The sequence below is a fragment of the Rhodoferax saidenbachensis genome, from assembly GCF_001955715.1.
Lineage (GTDB): Bacteria > Pseudomonadota > Gammaproteobacteria > Burkholderiales > Burkholderiaceae_C > Allorhodoferax > Allorhodoferax saidenbachensis.
Genome location: NZ_CP019239.1, coordinates 1002120 through 1019000 on the forward strand (window position 1 = coordinate 1002120; position 16881 = coordinate 1019000).

General features: G+C 60.9%; 11 protein-coding genes. All 11 read right to left on the reverse strand.

The window, feature by feature from the left end:
• Positions 1 to 9 precede the first annotated feature (9 nt).
• The 11 genes from pelG to xdhA all read right to left on the reverse strand — a co-directional run bounded on the left by pelG (position 10) and on the right by xdhA (position 16813).
• On the reverse strand, positions 10 to 1383 hold the full coding sequence (pelG, locus tag RS694_RS04835; RefSeq protein WP_029705430.1) for an exopolysaccharide Pel transporter PelG: 1374 nt from the start codon (positions 1381 to 1383) through the stop codon (positions 10 to 12).
• Positions 1371 to 2921 (reverse strand): GT4 family glycosyltransferase PelF, encoded by a 1551-nt coding sequence (gene pelF, locus RS694_RS04840; protein ID WP_241463806.1) that lies wholly within the window; start codon positions 2919 to 2921, stop codon positions 1371 to 1373. The genes pelG and pelF overlap by 13 nt, the downstream gene beginning before the upstream one ends.
• Positions 2893 to 3933: a tetratricopeptide repeat protein gene (locus RS694_RS04845; protein ID WP_029705427.1), complete on the reverse strand. Its 1041-nt coding sequence runs from the start codon at positions 3931 to 3933 to the stop codon at positions 2893 to 2895. Before RS694_RS04845 ends, pelF begins: the two co-directional genes overlap by 29 nt.
• A complete protein-coding gene (locus RS694_RS04850; protein WP_051391636.1) occupies positions 3930 to 5285 on the reverse strand; it encodes a PelD GGDEF domain-containing protein in 1356 nt (451 codons plus the stop codon). The genes RS694_RS04845 and RS694_RS04850 overlap by 4 nt, the downstream gene beginning before the upstream one ends.
• A gap of 7 nt (positions 5286 to 5292) precedes the next feature.
• Positions 5293 to 5841, reverse strand: a complete 549-nt coding sequence (locus RS694_RS04855) for a hypothetical protein (protein ID WP_029705425.1) — start codon at positions 5839 to 5841, stop codon at positions 5293 to 5295.
• Positions 5842 to 5852: 11 nt separating this feature from the next.
• Entirely contained in the window at positions 5853 to 9161 is a 3309-nt protein-coding gene (locus tag RS694_RS04860; RefSeq protein WP_029705423.1) for a tetratricopeptide repeat protein, read from the reverse strand.
• On the reverse strand, positions 9158 to 10045 hold the full coding sequence (locus RS694_RS04865; RefSeq protein ID WP_029705422.1) for a hypothetical protein: 888 nt from the start codon (positions 10043 to 10045) through the stop codon (positions 9158 to 9160). Before RS694_RS04865 ends, RS694_RS04860 begins: the two co-directional genes overlap by 4 nt.
• Complete coding sequence (locus RS694_RS20235) at positions 10008 to 11015, reverse strand: polysaccharide deacetylase family protein (RefSeq protein ID WP_051391634.1); 1008 nt, start codon at positions 11013 to 11015, stop codon at positions 10008 to 10010. The genes RS694_RS04865 and RS694_RS20235 overlap by 38 nt, the downstream gene beginning before the upstream one ends.
• Positions 10999 to 12765: an endo alpha-1,4 polygalactosaminidase gene (locus RS694_RS20240; RefSeq protein ID WP_051391633.1), complete on the reverse strand. Its 1767-nt coding sequence runs from the start codon at positions 12763 to 12765 to the stop codon at positions 10999 to 11001. Before RS694_RS20240 ends, RS694_RS20235 begins: the two co-directional genes overlap by 17 nt.
• A 197-nt stretch (positions 12766 to 12962) precedes the next feature.
• Entirely contained in the window at positions 12963 to 15344 is a 2382-nt protein-coding gene (gene xdhB, locus RS694_RS04875) for a xanthine dehydrogenase molybdopterin binding subunit (protein WP_076069393.1), read from the reverse strand.
• Entirely contained in the window at positions 15341 to 16813 is a 1473-nt protein-coding gene (gene xdhA / locus RS694_RS04880) for a xanthine dehydrogenase small subunit (protein WP_029709318.1), read from the reverse strand. Before xdhA ends, xdhB begins: the two co-directional genes overlap by 4 nt.
• Between the last annotated feature and the right edge of the window lie 68 nt (positions 16814 to 16881).

Sequence of the window (16881 nt, forward strand, 5' to 3'; positions counted from 1 at the left end):
CTCTTTGCCTCACTGGAGCATGAAGGTTTCGTACTCCAGTACTTCCAGCTTGCGGTTCAGTATCCAGATGCCCGTCAGCACGGTGACCAGCATGGCCATGGCGAAGCCGTAGCCGAACCAGGCGGCACCCAACTGCAGTGAGATGGCCGTGAAGACGATGTTGGTGATGGGCAGCATGGCGGTGAGCAGCACGACCGAACGCCGCTGGTCCAGGTAGAACAGAATGTTCAGAATGCCGAGCAACACCACCTGCAGGGCCGCCCCCACCACATCCACGTACAGCAACGGCAAATACAGGGTGGAGATACCCAATGACTCCAGCAACACGCCACCCAGCGCAAAGGTGATCAGCACGGCGATGGTCTGTATTTTGGCGATATCGAACAGGCCGCGCTGCACGTGGTAGACCATGTGGTTGCGCATGCGTTCAATGAAGTCCAGCGTGGCGCCCTCGCGCACGGCGTCGTAGAACTTGACGTAGTACTCGACAAAATCGGTCTCGATGCGGACCAGAAAAATGGCCATGCCGGGGATGACCGACAGGTAGGAGAGAAAAATCGGAAAGTCGTAGATCACTGAGGCATTCAGCGGCCCAATGACCTGTTGGCCCGTGCTGGGGAAGTACCAGAACATCAACTTGTCGACCCAGGCGCCCAGATTGAACAGCAGGCCCGCCACCATGAGGCTGTGGTACATGGCGCCGGGTTTCCAGATGTCGAAGGCAATGAAGCGGTCTGAGTGGTAATTGCGGTAAATCAGCCAGATCATGCCCATCAGCAGCAGGTAGTGGCCCAACACAAATCCCAGCAGCAGGCCTTCCATGCCCAGGGTGCTTCTGAATAGCAGCGCCAGCACCAGCGTGGCGCTGTAGCCCAGGAAGAAGATCAGCACAATCGCACGGTAGTGCTTCATGCCGGTCAGAAACACGGTGGCAATCCAGATCGCGGACATCACACCCAACCCCATGACAAACAGCAGGCGGTACAACACGGTTTGCTCTGGGAACAAAAACGCCACGCAGGGCAGCGCCAGGATCATGCTCAGGCCCATGGCCAGCAGGATCAATCCGTTGAAGTTGGGCAGGATGGACGCTTCGTCCTTGGCGAAGGTGCGGTCCGCGACAAAGCGGGTAAACGACAACTGCACCAGGCCGGTGGAAATCAGCGAAATCAGGAAAAGGTAGGTCACCGTCACCTGAAACTGCGAGATGGCGACCTTGGGGGACACCACGCCCACGCTCAGCAAGCCGATCAGCATGATGCCGATGATGGACAGCACCCAGGGGCCCGAGCTGATGATGCCCGCAAAGGCATAGGCCTGCAGCAGACCGGAGTAGGTTTGTTTGCGCAGCAGCTTGCGCAGCTCGAAGCCTATGCCTGCCATGCGAAGTTCTTGCTGTACAGCGCCTGGTAGCGGTCAAACATCAGGCGCTGCGAGTAGTATTTTTCGACGCGTTGAATGGCGGACGCGCGTGCGCGTTGCCATTCGACAGGGTCGCCCAGCAACTCAATGGCCGCCTGCGCCAGCGCCTGTGGGTCTGCGATGCGCACGATGCGTCCGGAGGCACCCAGGGCTTCGTCTTCGCCAGGCAGGCCAAACACCAGTTGCCTGCATGACCCGACATCGGTACTGAGGGTCGGCACACCAGCGGCGTAACCTTCCAGAATCACCAGCGGCAGGGCCTCACTGATGGAGCTCAGAACCACCAGCCCGACCTTGGGCAGGAGTTCGGTGAGTTTCTGGAAACCGAGAAACTTCACGGTGTTCTCCAACCCCAATTGGGTCACCAGCTCGCGGCATTCCCGCGCGTATTCGGGGGACTCGTCTTCCGGCCCGGCGATCCAGGCCTCGGCCTGTGGCAAATGCGTTGCCACGATGCGCATGGCACGGATGTAGGTCTTGATGTCCTTGATGGGAACAACACGGCCGATCAGGCACATGATGGGAGGCGGCCCATCCGGCCAGTCTGCGCGCAGGGCGGCAAACTTTTCTACATCAATACCGTTGGCAATATTGGACGTTCGTTCCGGTGGCGCACCGTCGGTCAATTGGCGTTGGCGATTCGCCTCGTAAAGCGCCACGATGTCGTTGGAGGCCTGGTAGGTGACATAACCCAGGTGTTCAAAAAAGCGGATCCAGAGCTGGCGGAAATAACTGACCCGTGAAGGATCGCGTTCAAATACGCTGCGGTTGTCCTTGATCCACTGTGCCTGGTACAGGTCAATCTTGCGCTCTTTCACATAGATGCCATGTTCGCTGAGCATGAAGGGGCGCTGGTTGCGGTGCTTGAGCAGCACACCCAGGATGCCTGCATACCCGGTGGACACCGCGTGGTAAATGCGCGCCGGCGGAGCCTTGACGGCCACCTCGCGCAAGCGCCAGAAGGGCGTGTGGATGGTGCGTATGGTCCAGAAGTAGTCGACAAAGGAAGGGTCAGTACTGCGGCGACGGTAACTCTTCTTGATGAAGTCCCACGCTCCTTCGCTGTAGAGGAACATGTCGTGGCCGATCTTGCCGTCAGGCCCCGCCTCGTCCATCATGCCGGCGAACATATGGGCGCAGTTCGGGTGCTTCAGGTCGTTCTCAAACAGGTCGTGCATCTGCTCCACCATGGCCATGGTTTCGGCGGGCGCCTTGACCGGAACGATGGGAGGATTTTCCTGGTCGTCAAAGAGGTAGGCGGTTTCCAGATGCACCAGGTTGCTGGGCAGGGTGTAGCGCAGCTTGCCGTAATCCTGCTTGCGGCTGCCCAGAAAAATGGCGCCGAAACGGATCTCGGGAAAGCCCTGGATGATCTGGTGCACCCAACTGGACACCCCGCCTGAAACGAAGGGGAAGGTGCCTTCCAGCAAGAGCATGACATCGACGCTGTCCGCCTTGGGGAATTGGATTTCAGATGTGGGGGAGGTATCGGCGGTCACTGAAGTTGCTTACCTTGTCGCGTCCGGTCCAGAAGTCGGCGATGGCGCGTGTCCGCGATGCCACATTGAGTTCTGCCAGTTGTTCCATGAATTGTTTCACAAGCGCAAAATCGCGCCGCTTGAAGGCCATCTCGGCCAGATAGGGCAAGGCAGAGGTTAGGGGTTGCCCCAGCACAATGGCCTCTTCCAAAGCCTTTTGCGCATTTTCGATATCACCCTGTGCCAGCAGAATGCGCCCGTGCAGGAAGGTCAGGCCGGAGTCGGTGGGCACATCAACCTGCAATGCGGCATCCACATAGCCGCGTGCTTGTCCCAGGATGTGCTTGCGTAGTTCGCCCTGGGCCAGGGAGGCATAGATCAACTCCCAGTGCAGCTCGGCAAGGTGCCGCAGGCAGGCATAACGCTGCTCGGGGGTGAGATCGTGTTCCAGATGGTCGCGTTCGCGCTGGATGTGGGTGTTGAGCTTTTTCTCTTCCGCATCCAGCATGCCAAAGGCAACCAGGCGCACGTCATCGGTGCTGTCACCCAGCAGGTCTTCCAGGATAGGGTTGGCAACGCGGTTGGGCACGGCTTGCAGGGTCATCAGGGACTGCATGCGCACATCACCAGGCACGTTTTTCCCCAGGCGCGAACGAATGGCCCCCTGGCCGCTGCGATTGACTTCCTTGGACTGCACATCGTATTCCGGCAGGTTCACCGACACCGGAACCGCATGGCGAACGGAAGAGGATTCACGCCGCAGGGTCGTGCGGATGATCAGCAGCATGCCGACGGCACCGACCACGGGCGCGATAAAAGCAAAGGTGAACAGCAGCAGCCAGACCATGGTGCGCGGCTCCTGAAAACGTTTGGGCTGCAGAACATAGGTGCCGCTGGCCACGATGGCACTGGCCAGAACGTGCAGGGTCAGAACACTGATGAAGGCGTAGATGCTGTTGATATGCATCAACGGGCTCCAGAACAAGCCCAGCTCTACCAGCACGGCGCTCCAGGCCCAGTACAGGACGTTCATGCCTTGACTGTCTCCAGTAGCACGTCCAATGGATTTTCCTTGTCGAAATCGATGGTGCGTACATGCACGTCCAGCGAATCAAAACCACCATGGAAGCGGGTGTGCAGCCAGGAATCAATGCGGTGGATGAACCCTTCCTTGGCCGATGGAGACGCAAACGGCATCAGCACGGCAATGGCGGGTTTGTCGTGTATGCGGGTTTGCCAGTACAGGTCCAGGCCACGTTTGATACGCAGAAACTCGGCAGGAATTTCATCGCGCAAGGGGCCGTCAAAAGTCATGAGCACGATATGGCTGGAAATGCCGACCTTGTCCTGCATCATCAACATGCGCACCAGTTCTTCGGCGAACAGGGCGGGCATAGAGGGCATCTGCTGCTGGATCTCACGCACCCGGGGGGCATTGCGAATGTTGTCGGCGTAGTAGGCCAGGATGACTGACATCATCTGCAGGTTCTCGACATTCAGCGAGAAGAAGGGCATGCGTGTGACGGCGAGCACGCCGATCAAGGTGTCATTGCCCGAAATCAGCGGTGCGACCACCAACTGGTTGGTCTTGCGTTCCAGGCTCAGATCGCGGCTGGCAATGTGGGACAGGCTGAGCTCGTCCATGGACAGGCGCAGGAGCTCGTCATCCGGTTCCAGCAGCGCGGGCTCTCCGATATGGGCGATTTGTGCGCCCAGAACCGGGTCTGTAGTGCCTGCATTCACCACATAAAGCGCTGCAGATTCGATGTTGACGTACTGCGATAACAGTTGCAGCAAGCCCTGGGCGGCAGGCATGGCCGGTGTGGAACCATCGGCAGCAATCACCATGGCGCGCAGGCGGGCCAGGGCGTCGCGCAGGGAGCCCGGCCGTGCCAGCATTTCCTGCTCCAGGCGGTCATGGGACAGGTTAAGCAACAAATGCCGCTTGGTCAGGCGCGACAAACGTTCGGTCACATAGAGGTAGGTTTCCTCCATGCGCGCGTTGCGGTCACGCCAGACATCGCTGAATTCTCCGCACAGCAACACCAGCACGCCTGCGCCAAAGAAGAACTGGGAGGAAAAGTTCTCGACCACCAGCCCCATGCGATCGGCCACCAGCCAGTTGATGAGGATGGGAATACTGCCCAGCAAGCCTGGCAAGACACCGTAGCGCAGGGAGATCAACACTGGCGCAAACCAGAACCAGGGGAACTGGCTTTGCGACAACATGGGGTCTTTGGGGCTGGTGATCCAGCCTACCGCAATGACCAGCAGCGGGATGATGAAGATTTCCAGCCATTGCGCCCGTGCGGTGATCTGCTCTGGCGCCAGCGCTTCAGCCCTGGCTTGGCGCTGTAGCAGCCGTGGCCATCGAAATCGGGGCATGCTGCGGTTACGGACGGGGTTTACCGGAAACCAGTGGCAGGCTGTCCAGCGCGTCGGTCAAAACGGTTTGGGCCACTGCCGACAATGCTTGACGGCTCCAGCCGCTCTTGGCACTGGAGGCACTCCACACGGTCTGGCCGGTGGACAGGTCTACCACCTTGAGCGTCACGCCCACGGCAGGCTCTCCGTCGATGCCCACCTTGTAACGCCACTCTTCCACGCTGCCGGATACGGCGTAACGCACACCCTGGGCGCGGGCCCATTCACGTGCCTCGTCGCTGACCTTGCGCTCGGAAGGTTCAAACAGGCTGTCACGCGACAGGGTTGCCGGATAGAGCAGCATGTTTTGAATGCCGCGGCGACGTAGCAGATGCTCCAGCATGGACTCGGCCGACAGGGCCGCTTGTGGCGTGTCGGTATTGTTGGACAGGGGCAGCAGGGCCCAGCGCGCCTGGGTGTCCAGCGTTTCGCGTTCTGCGGTGGATTGGATGGCGGTGGAGCAGCCCACCAGAATCAGAGCAATACATCCCAGCAGGAAAAGTCGGAGTCGGGTCATGGTCGCAATCATTAAAAGTAGTGTCGATATCGCAATGTCAGTGTGCGTGTGGGGCCTTCGACGGTGGTCAGACCATCGCTGTTTTGTAACTCCACGGCCACGTGGTCTTCTCCTGTGACGGAGCCCACCATGCCCACTGTTCCGGTGTAGCCGCTACCTGTGCGGCTATTGTCGCGCAAACACATGTCAAAGTACGGGCGCCAGGCCCGGCTGTACACGGTCTGCAGGTTTTGTCCTGCCAGGTTTTCTCCCATGCTGAAACACAGCCCCCAGGACGTGCTGCTTTCGGGCAAAAAGTACGTGGTGGGGTCGATCGTCCCGTTGTTGATGGCGGCCTGCAGGTCCGCGGGCAAACGCGCCAATGACTCTGCGCTGATGCCGCCATTGCGCGAAAAGTCCTGTTGGGTCAGCACCGCGCGCAAGCGCCAGTCGGGGTATTCGGTGCGGATGCGGTAACCCGCTTCCAGGTCCAGCAATTGCCCGCTACCCAGGTAGTCTCCGAACTGGGTGTAGTACTGGCTCAAACGTGGGGAGGCACGCAGGTAGTGCCGTTTGCCAAGCGTGTAGCCCAGGCTGCCGTGAATGCTGTGCTCATACCCGGCCACTTGCATGGGCAGGCTCAGGCCAGAGTCCGCGCGGTAATCCAGACCGGTATCGAGGTTGATGCGCTCGCCCCAGCGGAAGGTCTGGGTTGCCTGCAAGCCCATGTAACTTTGCAGCTCATTGCGGTGAAAAAGTGCCAGACTGCCCTGGTCACGCGTGCCTTGCCACTGGATTTCCAGGCGTTCCAGTTGGTCCGAACCCGGTGCCAGGGTTTGCAGGTTGGTGTCCGTGCTGGACTGCTGCATTCGGGACCATCCGGCAAGCAGATGCAACTGAGGGCGCACTACAAACCGGGCTTCGCCGTACAGGCCTTGCCGGTCCAGCGTGCCCAGCATGTCCTTGCGGGCCATCAGTTGCAGATAGGGGGCGTTACCGGGAGCGTGCTGGCGGAAGCGGTCGTGCAGGGGCTCATCGTTCTCCTGCTGGGCCATGCCTTTGAAAGCAATATCCAGTGCCTGCGGCGTGTGGCCCAACGCATAGGCTGTGTCATAACGGTTGTAGATGGGCATGGCGTCGCTCTTGCGATCCAGCAAGCGACTCATCGTGGCCGTATCGCCCAACTGCAAGGCCACCTGGGACTCTCCCCAGAGCGGGGCGGCCTGCTCGGCTTGCCGGGCGTAGCGTTGCCACATCCAGTAACGTGCATTGGCGAACTGTTCTTGTGTGATGGCCCAGCCCAGCACCAGCGTACTGGTCTCTTCGTCGCTTTGCTCACTGGGCAGGCCCCGCATCTTTTGCACCATCTGGCGGACCTGCTGCATGGCGGGGTCTCCCGGGCGGTTTTGCAGCGACAGTCTGACAGCCGTCAATAGTTCGGCGGGGCTTGCACCCTTTGGAACGGCATCCGGCGAGGGGTACTTCTGCTTGAGCAGCAGCCAGGCGTGGCGGCGAATGCGCGCTGCCATGCCCGCCTGCTGCAACTGTTCCAGCGTATCTGCATAGTTCAGCAGCAACAAAGGGGCTTGTGGCGTGCGTTGCACTTCTTTGCCATACCAGTGCAAGGCTTCCTTGTTGCGCCCCAAGGTCTGGTTGCCTGCGGCAAAGGCCATCCAGTACGCAGAATCTTTGCTTGCAGTGGCTGCATGTTGCCGCAGCAGAGTGTTCAACACCGGGTGGCGACCTTCGTCGATCAGGAACCACAAGGCCGACAACACGGCGTCCTTGTCGCCAGGAGCGATCTGCATCGCACGTGCGAGGTCAGACCACGCCAGGTCGGGTTGTTTGCCCCGCTGGTAGTACTGCGCGCGTAGCAGCAGGAAACGTGGCTCCTGCTGCGCTTGCTTCAGTGCTTCACCTTGCAACGCCTTGTAGATGCGGGTCTGTGTCTGGATATCTCCCGCAGCGGTATAAATTTCCAGTGCCAGTGTCAGTTGGTCCACGGCGCCAAAGCGGCGCCACGCTTCCAGCGCCAGGCCGGCTGCTTCCAGTGGCATTTTCTGTCGCACCAGAAATATCAACCGGGACCAGTCGGCCACCGTGGCCTGTGGGGTTTTTACATAACGCGTGTAAGCCTCTTGTGCAGCATCATTGCTGCGTGTTTCCCAGGCAATTTGTCCCAACATACGCCAATACTCGGCCGCATCCGCAGGTACCTGCGATGCATAGGTTTGCATCAGGGTTTGTGCGTCGCCCATGCGATCCATGCGGACCAGATGGGTCACTGCACGCAGCACAGTCGCGAGGGAAAACGGCGCAAGCTCGGCTCTTTGCAGGTACAGGTTCAGCGCGCGGGTGTCGTCACCGGCGTTGTCCGCCAGTCGCGCCGCGTAGTCCAGTAAAGAGATGTCCTGGTGGCGCCGGTACTGCGCTTCAAAAAAAGTGGAACCTTCGGCGGGCTGGGACAACTCCTCGAACAAATGAAACACTTCCTGCCACTGCGCGGTGGTCAGGGGTTGGCGTACGGCCAGTTCCTTCCAGACCTGCAGTGCAACGGAGGGGTCTTCCATATAAGGCGACAAACGCAAGACGTTTGCGAGGACATCGGGCGTACGGTTACCTTGCAGAAACAAGGCACGCCATTGTGTTGCAGCCACATCCGGGTGCTGTGTCCACTCGGCAACCTGGGCCAGTTTGCGGCGCCAGCTTGGGTCTTGCGGAAGTTTGGCAACGGCCTGCTGTGCAATGCGGTAGGCGCGTTGCAGGTCTCCAGTGCTCAGCAGCACGTCATAGGCGAGTGCAAAGTCATCCGGATTGAAGGTGCGCAAGCGGTCACTGATATCCGTTGCTGTCGTCGGTGATAACGGTGCCTTCTTCTCGGGGGCAGGGTTCACCAATGCGGGTTGTGCAGGCACCGGCGCCACAGCCATGGTCTCGGTCGCCTTGCCTGTGTTGGCGTCAGGTAGCGGCAACGCGGGTTTTGCCAATGCGTTGGGATTGGAAGGTGCCGCTTCCGCCCAGTTGTACTGCACCAAAGCTTCCGGGCGCAGTACCGCGACACGCAGTTTGGCACCCGGTACGGGGTTTGCGGCCAAGGCTGCCTTTGCGGCACTGGTGCTGGTCCAAAAGCCTGCACGGAGTACATACTGCGTGCCACGCTGCTCCAGGCGCAAATAGGGCAGTTGGGTGTGACGCGCGTACAGTTTCTTCAGCGCGTTTAGGTTGGTGCTGCTGGCGATTTGCAGGGACTGGTAGTCCTGCCCCGCAACCGGTGCGTCACTGGCATGTGCCTGCGACAACATGGCACAGGACACAACCAACAGACCAACACGCAGACTCACGGTGTAGCGCCCTCCGTCTGGAAGACTAACGCACGTGCGTACAGCGCCGCTTGCGCGGGCGAACCGGCTGCGAGGGCCGTGCGGGCCAGATAACGCAAGGTTTGCGGGTCATTCTCCAGCGCACCTAAATGCTGCTTGGCGGATTGCATCGCTTGCTGAAAGAGGCTGTCCGCCATCAGCGCGTCAATGCCGGCCATGAAGAGCCGTCGGGCTTGCGCTACCTCTTTGGTCTGCTCACGCGCCAACAGGTAGTACTCTGCTGCCACACCGTATTCCCCTTTTGCCAGGGCTTCTTTGGCATAGTACTCCAGCGCGTCAGGTGAACGGCCCGTTTCGATTTTTGCCAAAAATTCTGTGCCCAGCGCAGGCAGGTCCAGCTCGAAAGCCAGGTTGGCAAATGCCTGGGCGAGTCGCTCAGGAAGGGCCTCTTTGGCAGAAGAGCGCATCAACGCGGTCAGGCGGGCCTTCAGCGACATCCTTTGCTTGGGTTCAAGGCCCGCTTCATGGAGTGCGCGGGCATACGCCTTGACCAAAATCAGCCGTGCCTCCGTACGCTGGCGTGCATCACCGGTATTGGCGGGAGGAAGCAGCATGTTTTCCAGCGTGGTGATATCCATGTCTTCCTGCTGCGTGCGGGCCAGCAGGATGGCAACGTCTGTATTGCGGGTATTGGCGCGGTACAGGTTCTGGATGTAGGACAGGGTCAGTTCATCCAGCGTTTCCTGGGCGTACAGTTTTTCCACCAGCTCCCGACGTGGAAAAATCATGACGAGCAGAGCCATGACCAGCAGCGCAATCAGGAACAGCTGCCAGGGGGACGCGAGGCCCAGACGGGGTATTTCCCCGTCAATACCTGCATATCGCTTCGAGCGGGCTGGCAGCATGGGCTTGCAGTTCGTAGTGGGACAAAGTGCCTTCTCGGCGCACGGGTGTGAGGTCGCGGTTGCCCGCGCGCACGCGGCAAGTGGCCACATTGGACAGCGTGAATTTCAGCGGAACATGGCCCTGCAATGTCCAACGGGGGCCATTGGCGGTGTTTTCAAAGGCGTTCAGGCGGGCATTTGCAGAAACCAGTAGCGGGGTTGTCGAGGCCGCCCCAGGCTTTGCCAGGACCAGCTCTGCCGAGTCACTGGCGAGGTGTACATAACTTTCAGCCTCACCCATGCGGTAGCCTGCAATCCCTGTGCTGGCGCGCATGTCCGGTGCTGTTGCGGAGGCGGGCAAGCGCACGGTCCGCAAGTCTTTCGCACCGCGGATGCGCCAACCGGTCGGTGTACGGGCAATGGCCATCGTCTGAAAGTCCAGTACCTTGCGCGCGTATTCGGACACATACACCGGGGTGGTCTCCTGGGCCAGCGCAAAAGCGAAGATCTTGTCGAGCGACTGCATGCCGGCGCGCTTGGAGACCAGATAGGTGTGGAAGTAAATATTGATGGGTTTTAGGCGGCGTGGCTTCTCGGTGAATTCGTAGGTTTCAATCACACGTTCGAAACCATAAAACGGGCCTTGCCAGTTGTTGGTGTAAACGTTTTCGTTCTGGTTGGGCGCAAACACCTGGTAGCCGCCGGGGCGCGGTATCCCCAGTCCTTCAACTTCTGTGAGCGTGGCGCTGGACCGTGTGGCAACGGTGTCGCCGCCGTTCATGTTGAGCAAACCCGCTTGTCCTACCATGGCCAGGGCGTCGCTGCCGGGGACGCAGTCGCCGGTCCAGAAAAACATCTCTACTTTCTTGCCCGCAGGTGCCAGGCGCCGCTGGATGTACTCGACCGAGCCGTCGATTTCCCTTTTCAGGTCAAAGCGGTAACCGGGAATACGCAGGTTGTAGCCATCCTCATTGTCAGCAGTTGCCCCCACTTTGTGCCAGAAAAAGGGATGGGAGTAACTGTGCGATGCGATGGCAACGTGGGGGGGCACGGAAAATATCCTGCGCCACTTTTTCCGACAGTGCGGAAAGTCCCGGGTAGAGCCCCTGCGGTGACAACTCGGCTTCAATGACGGAAATGGTCATGGGCACCGGGTATTTGTTGACCACCCGATCCCGTACTACCTCTCCCGCCAGCGGGTTGCCCGGAAGCTCGGATCGGCTCACAAAACCGTCTCCGTCCATGTGGACCATGAGCATGCGACGCCCGGTTTCAGTGCTGACATCTGCGACGGGCATGTCCGGCAGTTGCAATGCATCGCGCAAGAAGGCAAATGGATCGATGACCCATCTGCTGCCTGCTCCACCCGGCAGGTTGACAACGCCATAGGGGTCGATCACATAGCCGCCCCACGGGGCAATGCCGGCTGCATGTTGAGATATTCCATCACGCTGAAGCGTGAGAAGTGGCCGTCCCTTGGCCAATGTCAGCCCAAAAAAACTGTCTGCAGTGGGGCGGGGTGAACGCTCAAACCCCACCGAAGCGTCTTGTTGGGTGACGCTGGGCAAGTTGGTGCCGGCTGCGGCCCGTAGATTGAGCCCCAAGGTTTTGCCCACCGCACCGTCGAGTAGATCGCTTTGCAAACTCACAAAGGCCAGCGGCAGTTTGTCCGTAGTTTGTTTCTGTATCCAGGCCGCCAGCTTTTGGCGCTCTGACGCGCTGAGTTCTTCGGTGAGCCAGATAACGGCACCTGCATAGCGACCTGTCAGTGTGTGGTCCGGCAAATGCAAGGTGTCCAAATACTCGGGCGCGTATCCCAGGTAGTTCAGCGGCATGGCCATCAGGCGGGCCGGGTCCAGCGTGTTCAGTTCAAACTCTGCCTGCAGAGGGCTGTGTACCACCAGCACCTTGCGTGGCATGACTTCAATGCTGCCGACCCCCAGCGTGGTCAGGTCAGGCGTGGCGACCCAGGGGGTGAAGCCCAGGTCGCTGATGCGTTTTGCGGTGGCGCGGGCCAAGTCCCGCTGCCCGGGCGGCACATAGTCAATCGCCAGGATGGGTAATTTGAATTCATCGCGCGCCCGGCGCAGTTGGCCCAGCAGCCATTCGCGGTCGGACTCCGACACCGTGGTGTAGCTGCCTTTGCCCGCGTCATACCCCTGAAACAGCGATTCGGCGGCGACCATGTCGACCAGCTTGCCGGTGCGGTCCAGAATTTCAAAGCCACGGTTGAAAATCAGTTTGGCTTGGGGGTAGCGCTTTTTGACTGCCTGGATGGTGGCGACCAGGCCAGCTTCCTGTTGGGCCCGCTCCTGCGGCGTTTTGGCGAACAGCTGGTAGGAGTCCAGCGTGTCGAAGAAGAAGCTGCGGTAACCGGCTGCCCACAAGGGTTGAATGACGTTGTCGGTGAAAAAGGCGGGCCATGCGGCTTGCGACTGGTCAATCAGGCGGCTGCCCCAGTCCTTGTTTTCGCCACGCAGCCAGGCTTTGGGAATGCTGTTGGCGTAAGGGCGGCTGGGCTGGACTTCTCCCACGGCCACATAGGCCGCGAGGGTGGTGTGCGCGGGAGCGACCGCAGCGGGGTTGGGCACATGGCCTGGGTCCACCACCACGATGTCGAAGGCCTGCAAAGCATCCCAAGGGGGATTGTCTCCGTAGTACAGCGCCAGCGCAGGGCTGGCCGCGCTGGCTTGCGCGCCGTAGGCCAGCAGGGCCAGCAGCCAGGTGAGTAATTTTTTCATTCCAACGTCCCCGGTATGGGGGTCTGTGCAAGATCCGCTGCGTGGATTACCACAGCGGTTTCGGACCATATCAGCAATACACGGGTTGTGCAGGCCAGTACTGGCAAAGCCCCTATTTTAAGACGTCTATCGCTCCTAAAAGGATAGCGTTTGCATGATCTTTGTGCAGTTTTGCACACATCTCCGTTGAATTTTTTTCAAGCCGTGAGGGCGGCCAGCACATGCTCCGCCGTTGCGGGGGCTATCAGGCGTACGGCGGCACCGTCCCCGCGCGCCCGTGCCACGGCGTCTTTCAGCGCCTCAAACACGCTGATGGCCAGCATGAAGGGCGGTTCACCCACGGCTTTGCTGCCGAAGACGTTGTCCTCGCGGTTGGGCTCAGGCCACAGGTCGACCTTGAAATGCGCGGGTACATCGCCTGCGGTAGGAATCTTGTAGGTGCTGGGGGCGTGCGTGGACAGGTAGCCCTTGTCGTTCCACACCAGTTGTTCGGTGGTGAGCCAGCCCATGCCCTGTACAAAGCCGCCTTCGATCTGGCCAATATCCAGCCCCGGGTTGATGCTGCGACCCACGTCATGCAGGATGTCCACCTTGAGCACGCGGCTCTCGCCGGTCAGCGTGTCGATCACCACTTCGCTGCAGGAAGCGCCGTAGGCAAAGTAGTAGAACGGGCGGCCGGTCAGCGTGGCCTTGTCGTAGTGGATCTTGGGGGTGCGGTAAAAGCCGTCGCTCCAGAGCTGGATGCGGTTGGCGTAGGCCATGCCCACCACCTCTTCAAAAGAGCGTGTGGTTTTGGGGGAGAGAACCTGCCCGTTCTGGAACTGGATGGCACCCGCGCCGCAGCCGTCCAGCCCGCAGACAAAGGCGGCCAGGTTGTCGCGCACGTGGCGGGCGGCAAACTGCGCGGCGCGGCCGTTCAGGTCGGTGCCGGCGCTGGCTGCGGTGGCGGAGGCGTTGGGAATCTTGCTGGTGTCGCTGGCGGTGGCCAGCACGCGCGTGAAAGAAATGCCCAACTCGTCGGCCACGATCTGCGCCACCTTGGTGTGCAGGCCCTGGCCCATCTCGGTGCCACCGTGGTTCACCTGCACACTGCCGTCGGTGTACACATGCACCAGCGCGCCGGCCTGGTTGAACAGCGTGGCGGTGAAGCTGATGCCGAACTTGACGGGCGTGATGGCAATGCCGCGCTTGAGCACCGGGCTCTTGGAATTCCATGCTGAAATGGCCTCTACCCGGCGCCGGTATTGTGCAGACAGCTCCAGTTTTGATAGCAACGGGGCGAGGATGTTGTCCTCGACCTTCATCCCATAGTGGGTCGTGTCGCGGCGCAGGGCTTCGACAGGCTCAGCCCGAACGGCCTCAGCTCCCGTTCGCACTGAGCTTGTCGAAGTGCTCAGCACCTCGTCGCTGTACAGATTGCGTATGCGCACGTCCAGCGGGTCCATCTTCAAATGGCGTGCAATGTCGCCCATGATGGTCTCGATCAGGATCACGCCCTGCGGCCCACCAAAGCCGCGAAAGGCAGTGTGACTCTGCGTATTCGTCTTGCAGCGGTAGGACGCAATATCCACGTCCTGCAGGTAGTAGGCGTTGTCGCTGTGGAAGATGGCGCGATCCGCCACCGGGCCGGACAGGTCGGCGCTGAAGCCGCAGTTAGCGGCCATCATCAATTGCAGCGCGGTCAGGCGGCCGGTGTCGTCAAAACCGGCGGTGTATTCGTATGCAAACGGGTGGCGTTTGCCGGTGACCATGAAGTCGTCGTCGCGGTCCAACCGCAACTTCACCGCCTGCTTGACCTTGTTCGCGGCCACGGCAGACCACACGGCCAGATGGCCGGCCTGGGTTTCCTTGCCGCCAAAGCCACCGCCCATGCGCCGGCACTCTACGCGCACCGCGTTGTTGTCCAGGCCCAGCGCGTGGCTGACCCAGTGCTGTACCTCGCCCGGGTGCTGCGTGCTGCTGTAGACCACCCACTGGTTCTGTTCCTGCGGTAGCACGTAGGCAATCTGGCCTTCCAGGTAGAAATGCTCCTGGCCGCCGACCTCCAGCGTGCCGCTGAGGGTGTGCTGCGCGGTCTTCATGGCGGCAGCGGCATTGCCGCGGCGCACATGCACCGGTGGCAGCACAAAGCTCTTGGCCTCCAAGGCCTGCTGCACCGTCAGGATGGCGGGCAGGGCCTCGATGTTCAGCTTGACCTTGCGCGCGGCACGCCGTGCCTGCATGGCGGTACGCGCCACCACCACGCCAATCACCTGACCGATGTGTTGCACTGTGTCGATGGCAAACACCGGTTCGTCGCCGGCAAAGGCGGCCAGCATCGGATCACCGGGAATGTCTTGGCTGAGGACCACATCGACCACGCCGGGCATGGCCCGCGCCGCGCTGGTATCCACGCCCAGCAACTTGCCGTGGGCCACGTTGGAAAGAATGGGCGCTGCATGCAGCGTGCCGCGCACTTCGGGGATGTCGTCGATGTAGGTGGCTGCACCGGCCACCTGGGAGCGTGCGCTTTCATGCGGGCGGGTCACGCCAGCAGCCGGGCCGTGCTCTATGGCGATGTTGGGCGGGTTGGAAGTCATGCTGCGGCTCCTTCCAGTTGCAGTGGGTCCAGGAGGCTGTGCACTTCGATGGCCTGCAGGCCCTGGCTCTCCAGCCAGTAACGCTGCAGCAGATTGCCCAGTACCTCGGTGCGGTAGGCGGCAGAGGCGCGCATGTCGGAGATCGGGTTGAATTCGTTGCGCAAGACCTTTTGGACCTGCTTCACCGTGGACAAGTTCCATGGCTGGCCCCGCAACGCGGCTTCGCTCTTGCGCGCACGCACCGGTGTGGCGGCCACACCACCGACGCCGATGGATGCCTTTTGCACCGCGCCATCCGTGATGTGCAGGTTTAGCGCCAGGCACACGGCGGAGATGTCGTCTTCAAACCGTTTGGAAATCTTGTACACGCGGGAGCGTTCGCTGGCGGTGGCCTTGGGCACCTTGATCCACGCCAGCACCTCGTCCGGTGCCATCACGTTCTTGCGGTAGCCGGTGTACAGGTCTTCCAGCGGCAGCTCGCGGTGGCCACGTTGGCCCATCAGCACGACGTGGGCCCCCAGCGCAATCAAGAGCGGCATGGAGTCGCCAATCGGCGAGCCATTGGCCACATTGCCGCCCAGCGTGCCGGAATTGCGCACTGGCAGGCCGGCAAAGCGGTGGGCAAAGGTGGCCAGTTGCGGCCGGTCGGCCACCAAAGCGGCAAAGGCGTCGGTCAGCGTGACGGCGGCGCCAATGGCGATGTGGTGTGGGTACTGCTCCACACGGAGCAGCTCTTTGACCTGAGTCACATCCAGCACCCGCGCAAACTGCATGTGCATCTTGGTCACCCACAGGCCCACGTCGGTACAGCCGGCGACGATCTGGGCATCCGGGGATTGCGCGCGGGCTTTGAGCAGGGCTTTCAGGCTGCGCGGGGAAATATAAGAAGAATTGGCCTCCAGCCCTTGTGGGGATTGCGCAAGCAGCTGCAGTTTTGATAGCACTTTGGTGTCGTCCAAAGGCACCGCAGGCAGGGTGTGCATGGCTTGCGCGGCATCCAGAATCGGCCGGTAGCCGGTGCAGCGGCACAGGTTGCCGGACAGTGCTGCCTGTGCCTCTTCGCGGGTACAGGTCTGGCCCTGCTGGTTCTGGTACAGACCAAACAGGCTCATCACAAAGCCGGGGGTGCAAAAGCCGCACTGCGAGCCATGGCACTGCACCATGGCCTCTTGCGCCGGGTGCAGTGTGCCGTCTGCCGCGGCAATGTCTTCCACCGTCCACAGCGCCATGCCGTCGATGGAGTGCGCCATGCGGATGCAGCTGTTGATGGCGCTGGTGTGCAACTGGCCGTCGCGCTCCTCGCCGACCACCACGGTGCAGGCACCGCAGTCGCCTTCGCCGCAACCTTCCTTGGTGCCGGTGCAGTGCAGGTCGTCGCGCAGCACTTCCAGCAGCGTGCGCGTGGGCTCCACGCCGTGCAGGGTGACGACTTCGCCACGTCGGATGAATCGCAGGGGTTGGGTGTTCATGGTGCTTCCTCGTGCGGGAGGGTAAATCGGGAGACTGGCCCCGGTCATACGCATTAGCATATGGCACA

Coding starts and splice junctions, on each gene's coding strand:
- pelG (WP_029705430.1), bottom strand. CDS start 1,383: ATGGCAGGCATAGGCTTCGAGCTGCGCAAGCTGCTGCGCAAACAAACC.
- RS694_RS04845 (WP_029705427.1), bottom strand. CDS start 3,933: ATGAACGTCCTGTACTGGGCCTGGAGCGCCGTGCTGGTAGAGCTGGGC.
- RS694_RS04850 (WP_051391636.1), bottom strand. CDS start 5,285: ATGCCCCGATTTCGATGGCCACGGCTGCTACAGCGCCAAGCCAGGGCT.
- RS694_RS04855 (WP_029705425.1), bottom strand. CDS start 5,841: ATGACCCGACTCCGACTTTTCCTGCTGGGATGTATTGCTCTGATTCTG.
- RS694_RS04865 (WP_029705422.1), bottom strand. CDS start 10,045: ATGCTGCCAGCCCGCTCGAAGCGATATGCAGGTATTGACGGGGAAATA.
- RS694_RS20240 (WP_051391633.1), bottom strand. CDS start 12,765: ATGAAAAAATTACTCACCTGGCTGCTGGCCCTGCTGGCCTACGGCGCG.
- xdhB (WP_076069393.1), bottom strand. CDS start 15,344: ATGACTTCCAACCCGCCCAACATCGCCATAGAGCACGGCCCGGCTGCT.
- xdhA (WP_029709318.1), bottom strand. CDS start 16,813: ATGAACACCCAACCCCTGCGATTCATCCGACGTGGCGAAGTCGTCACC.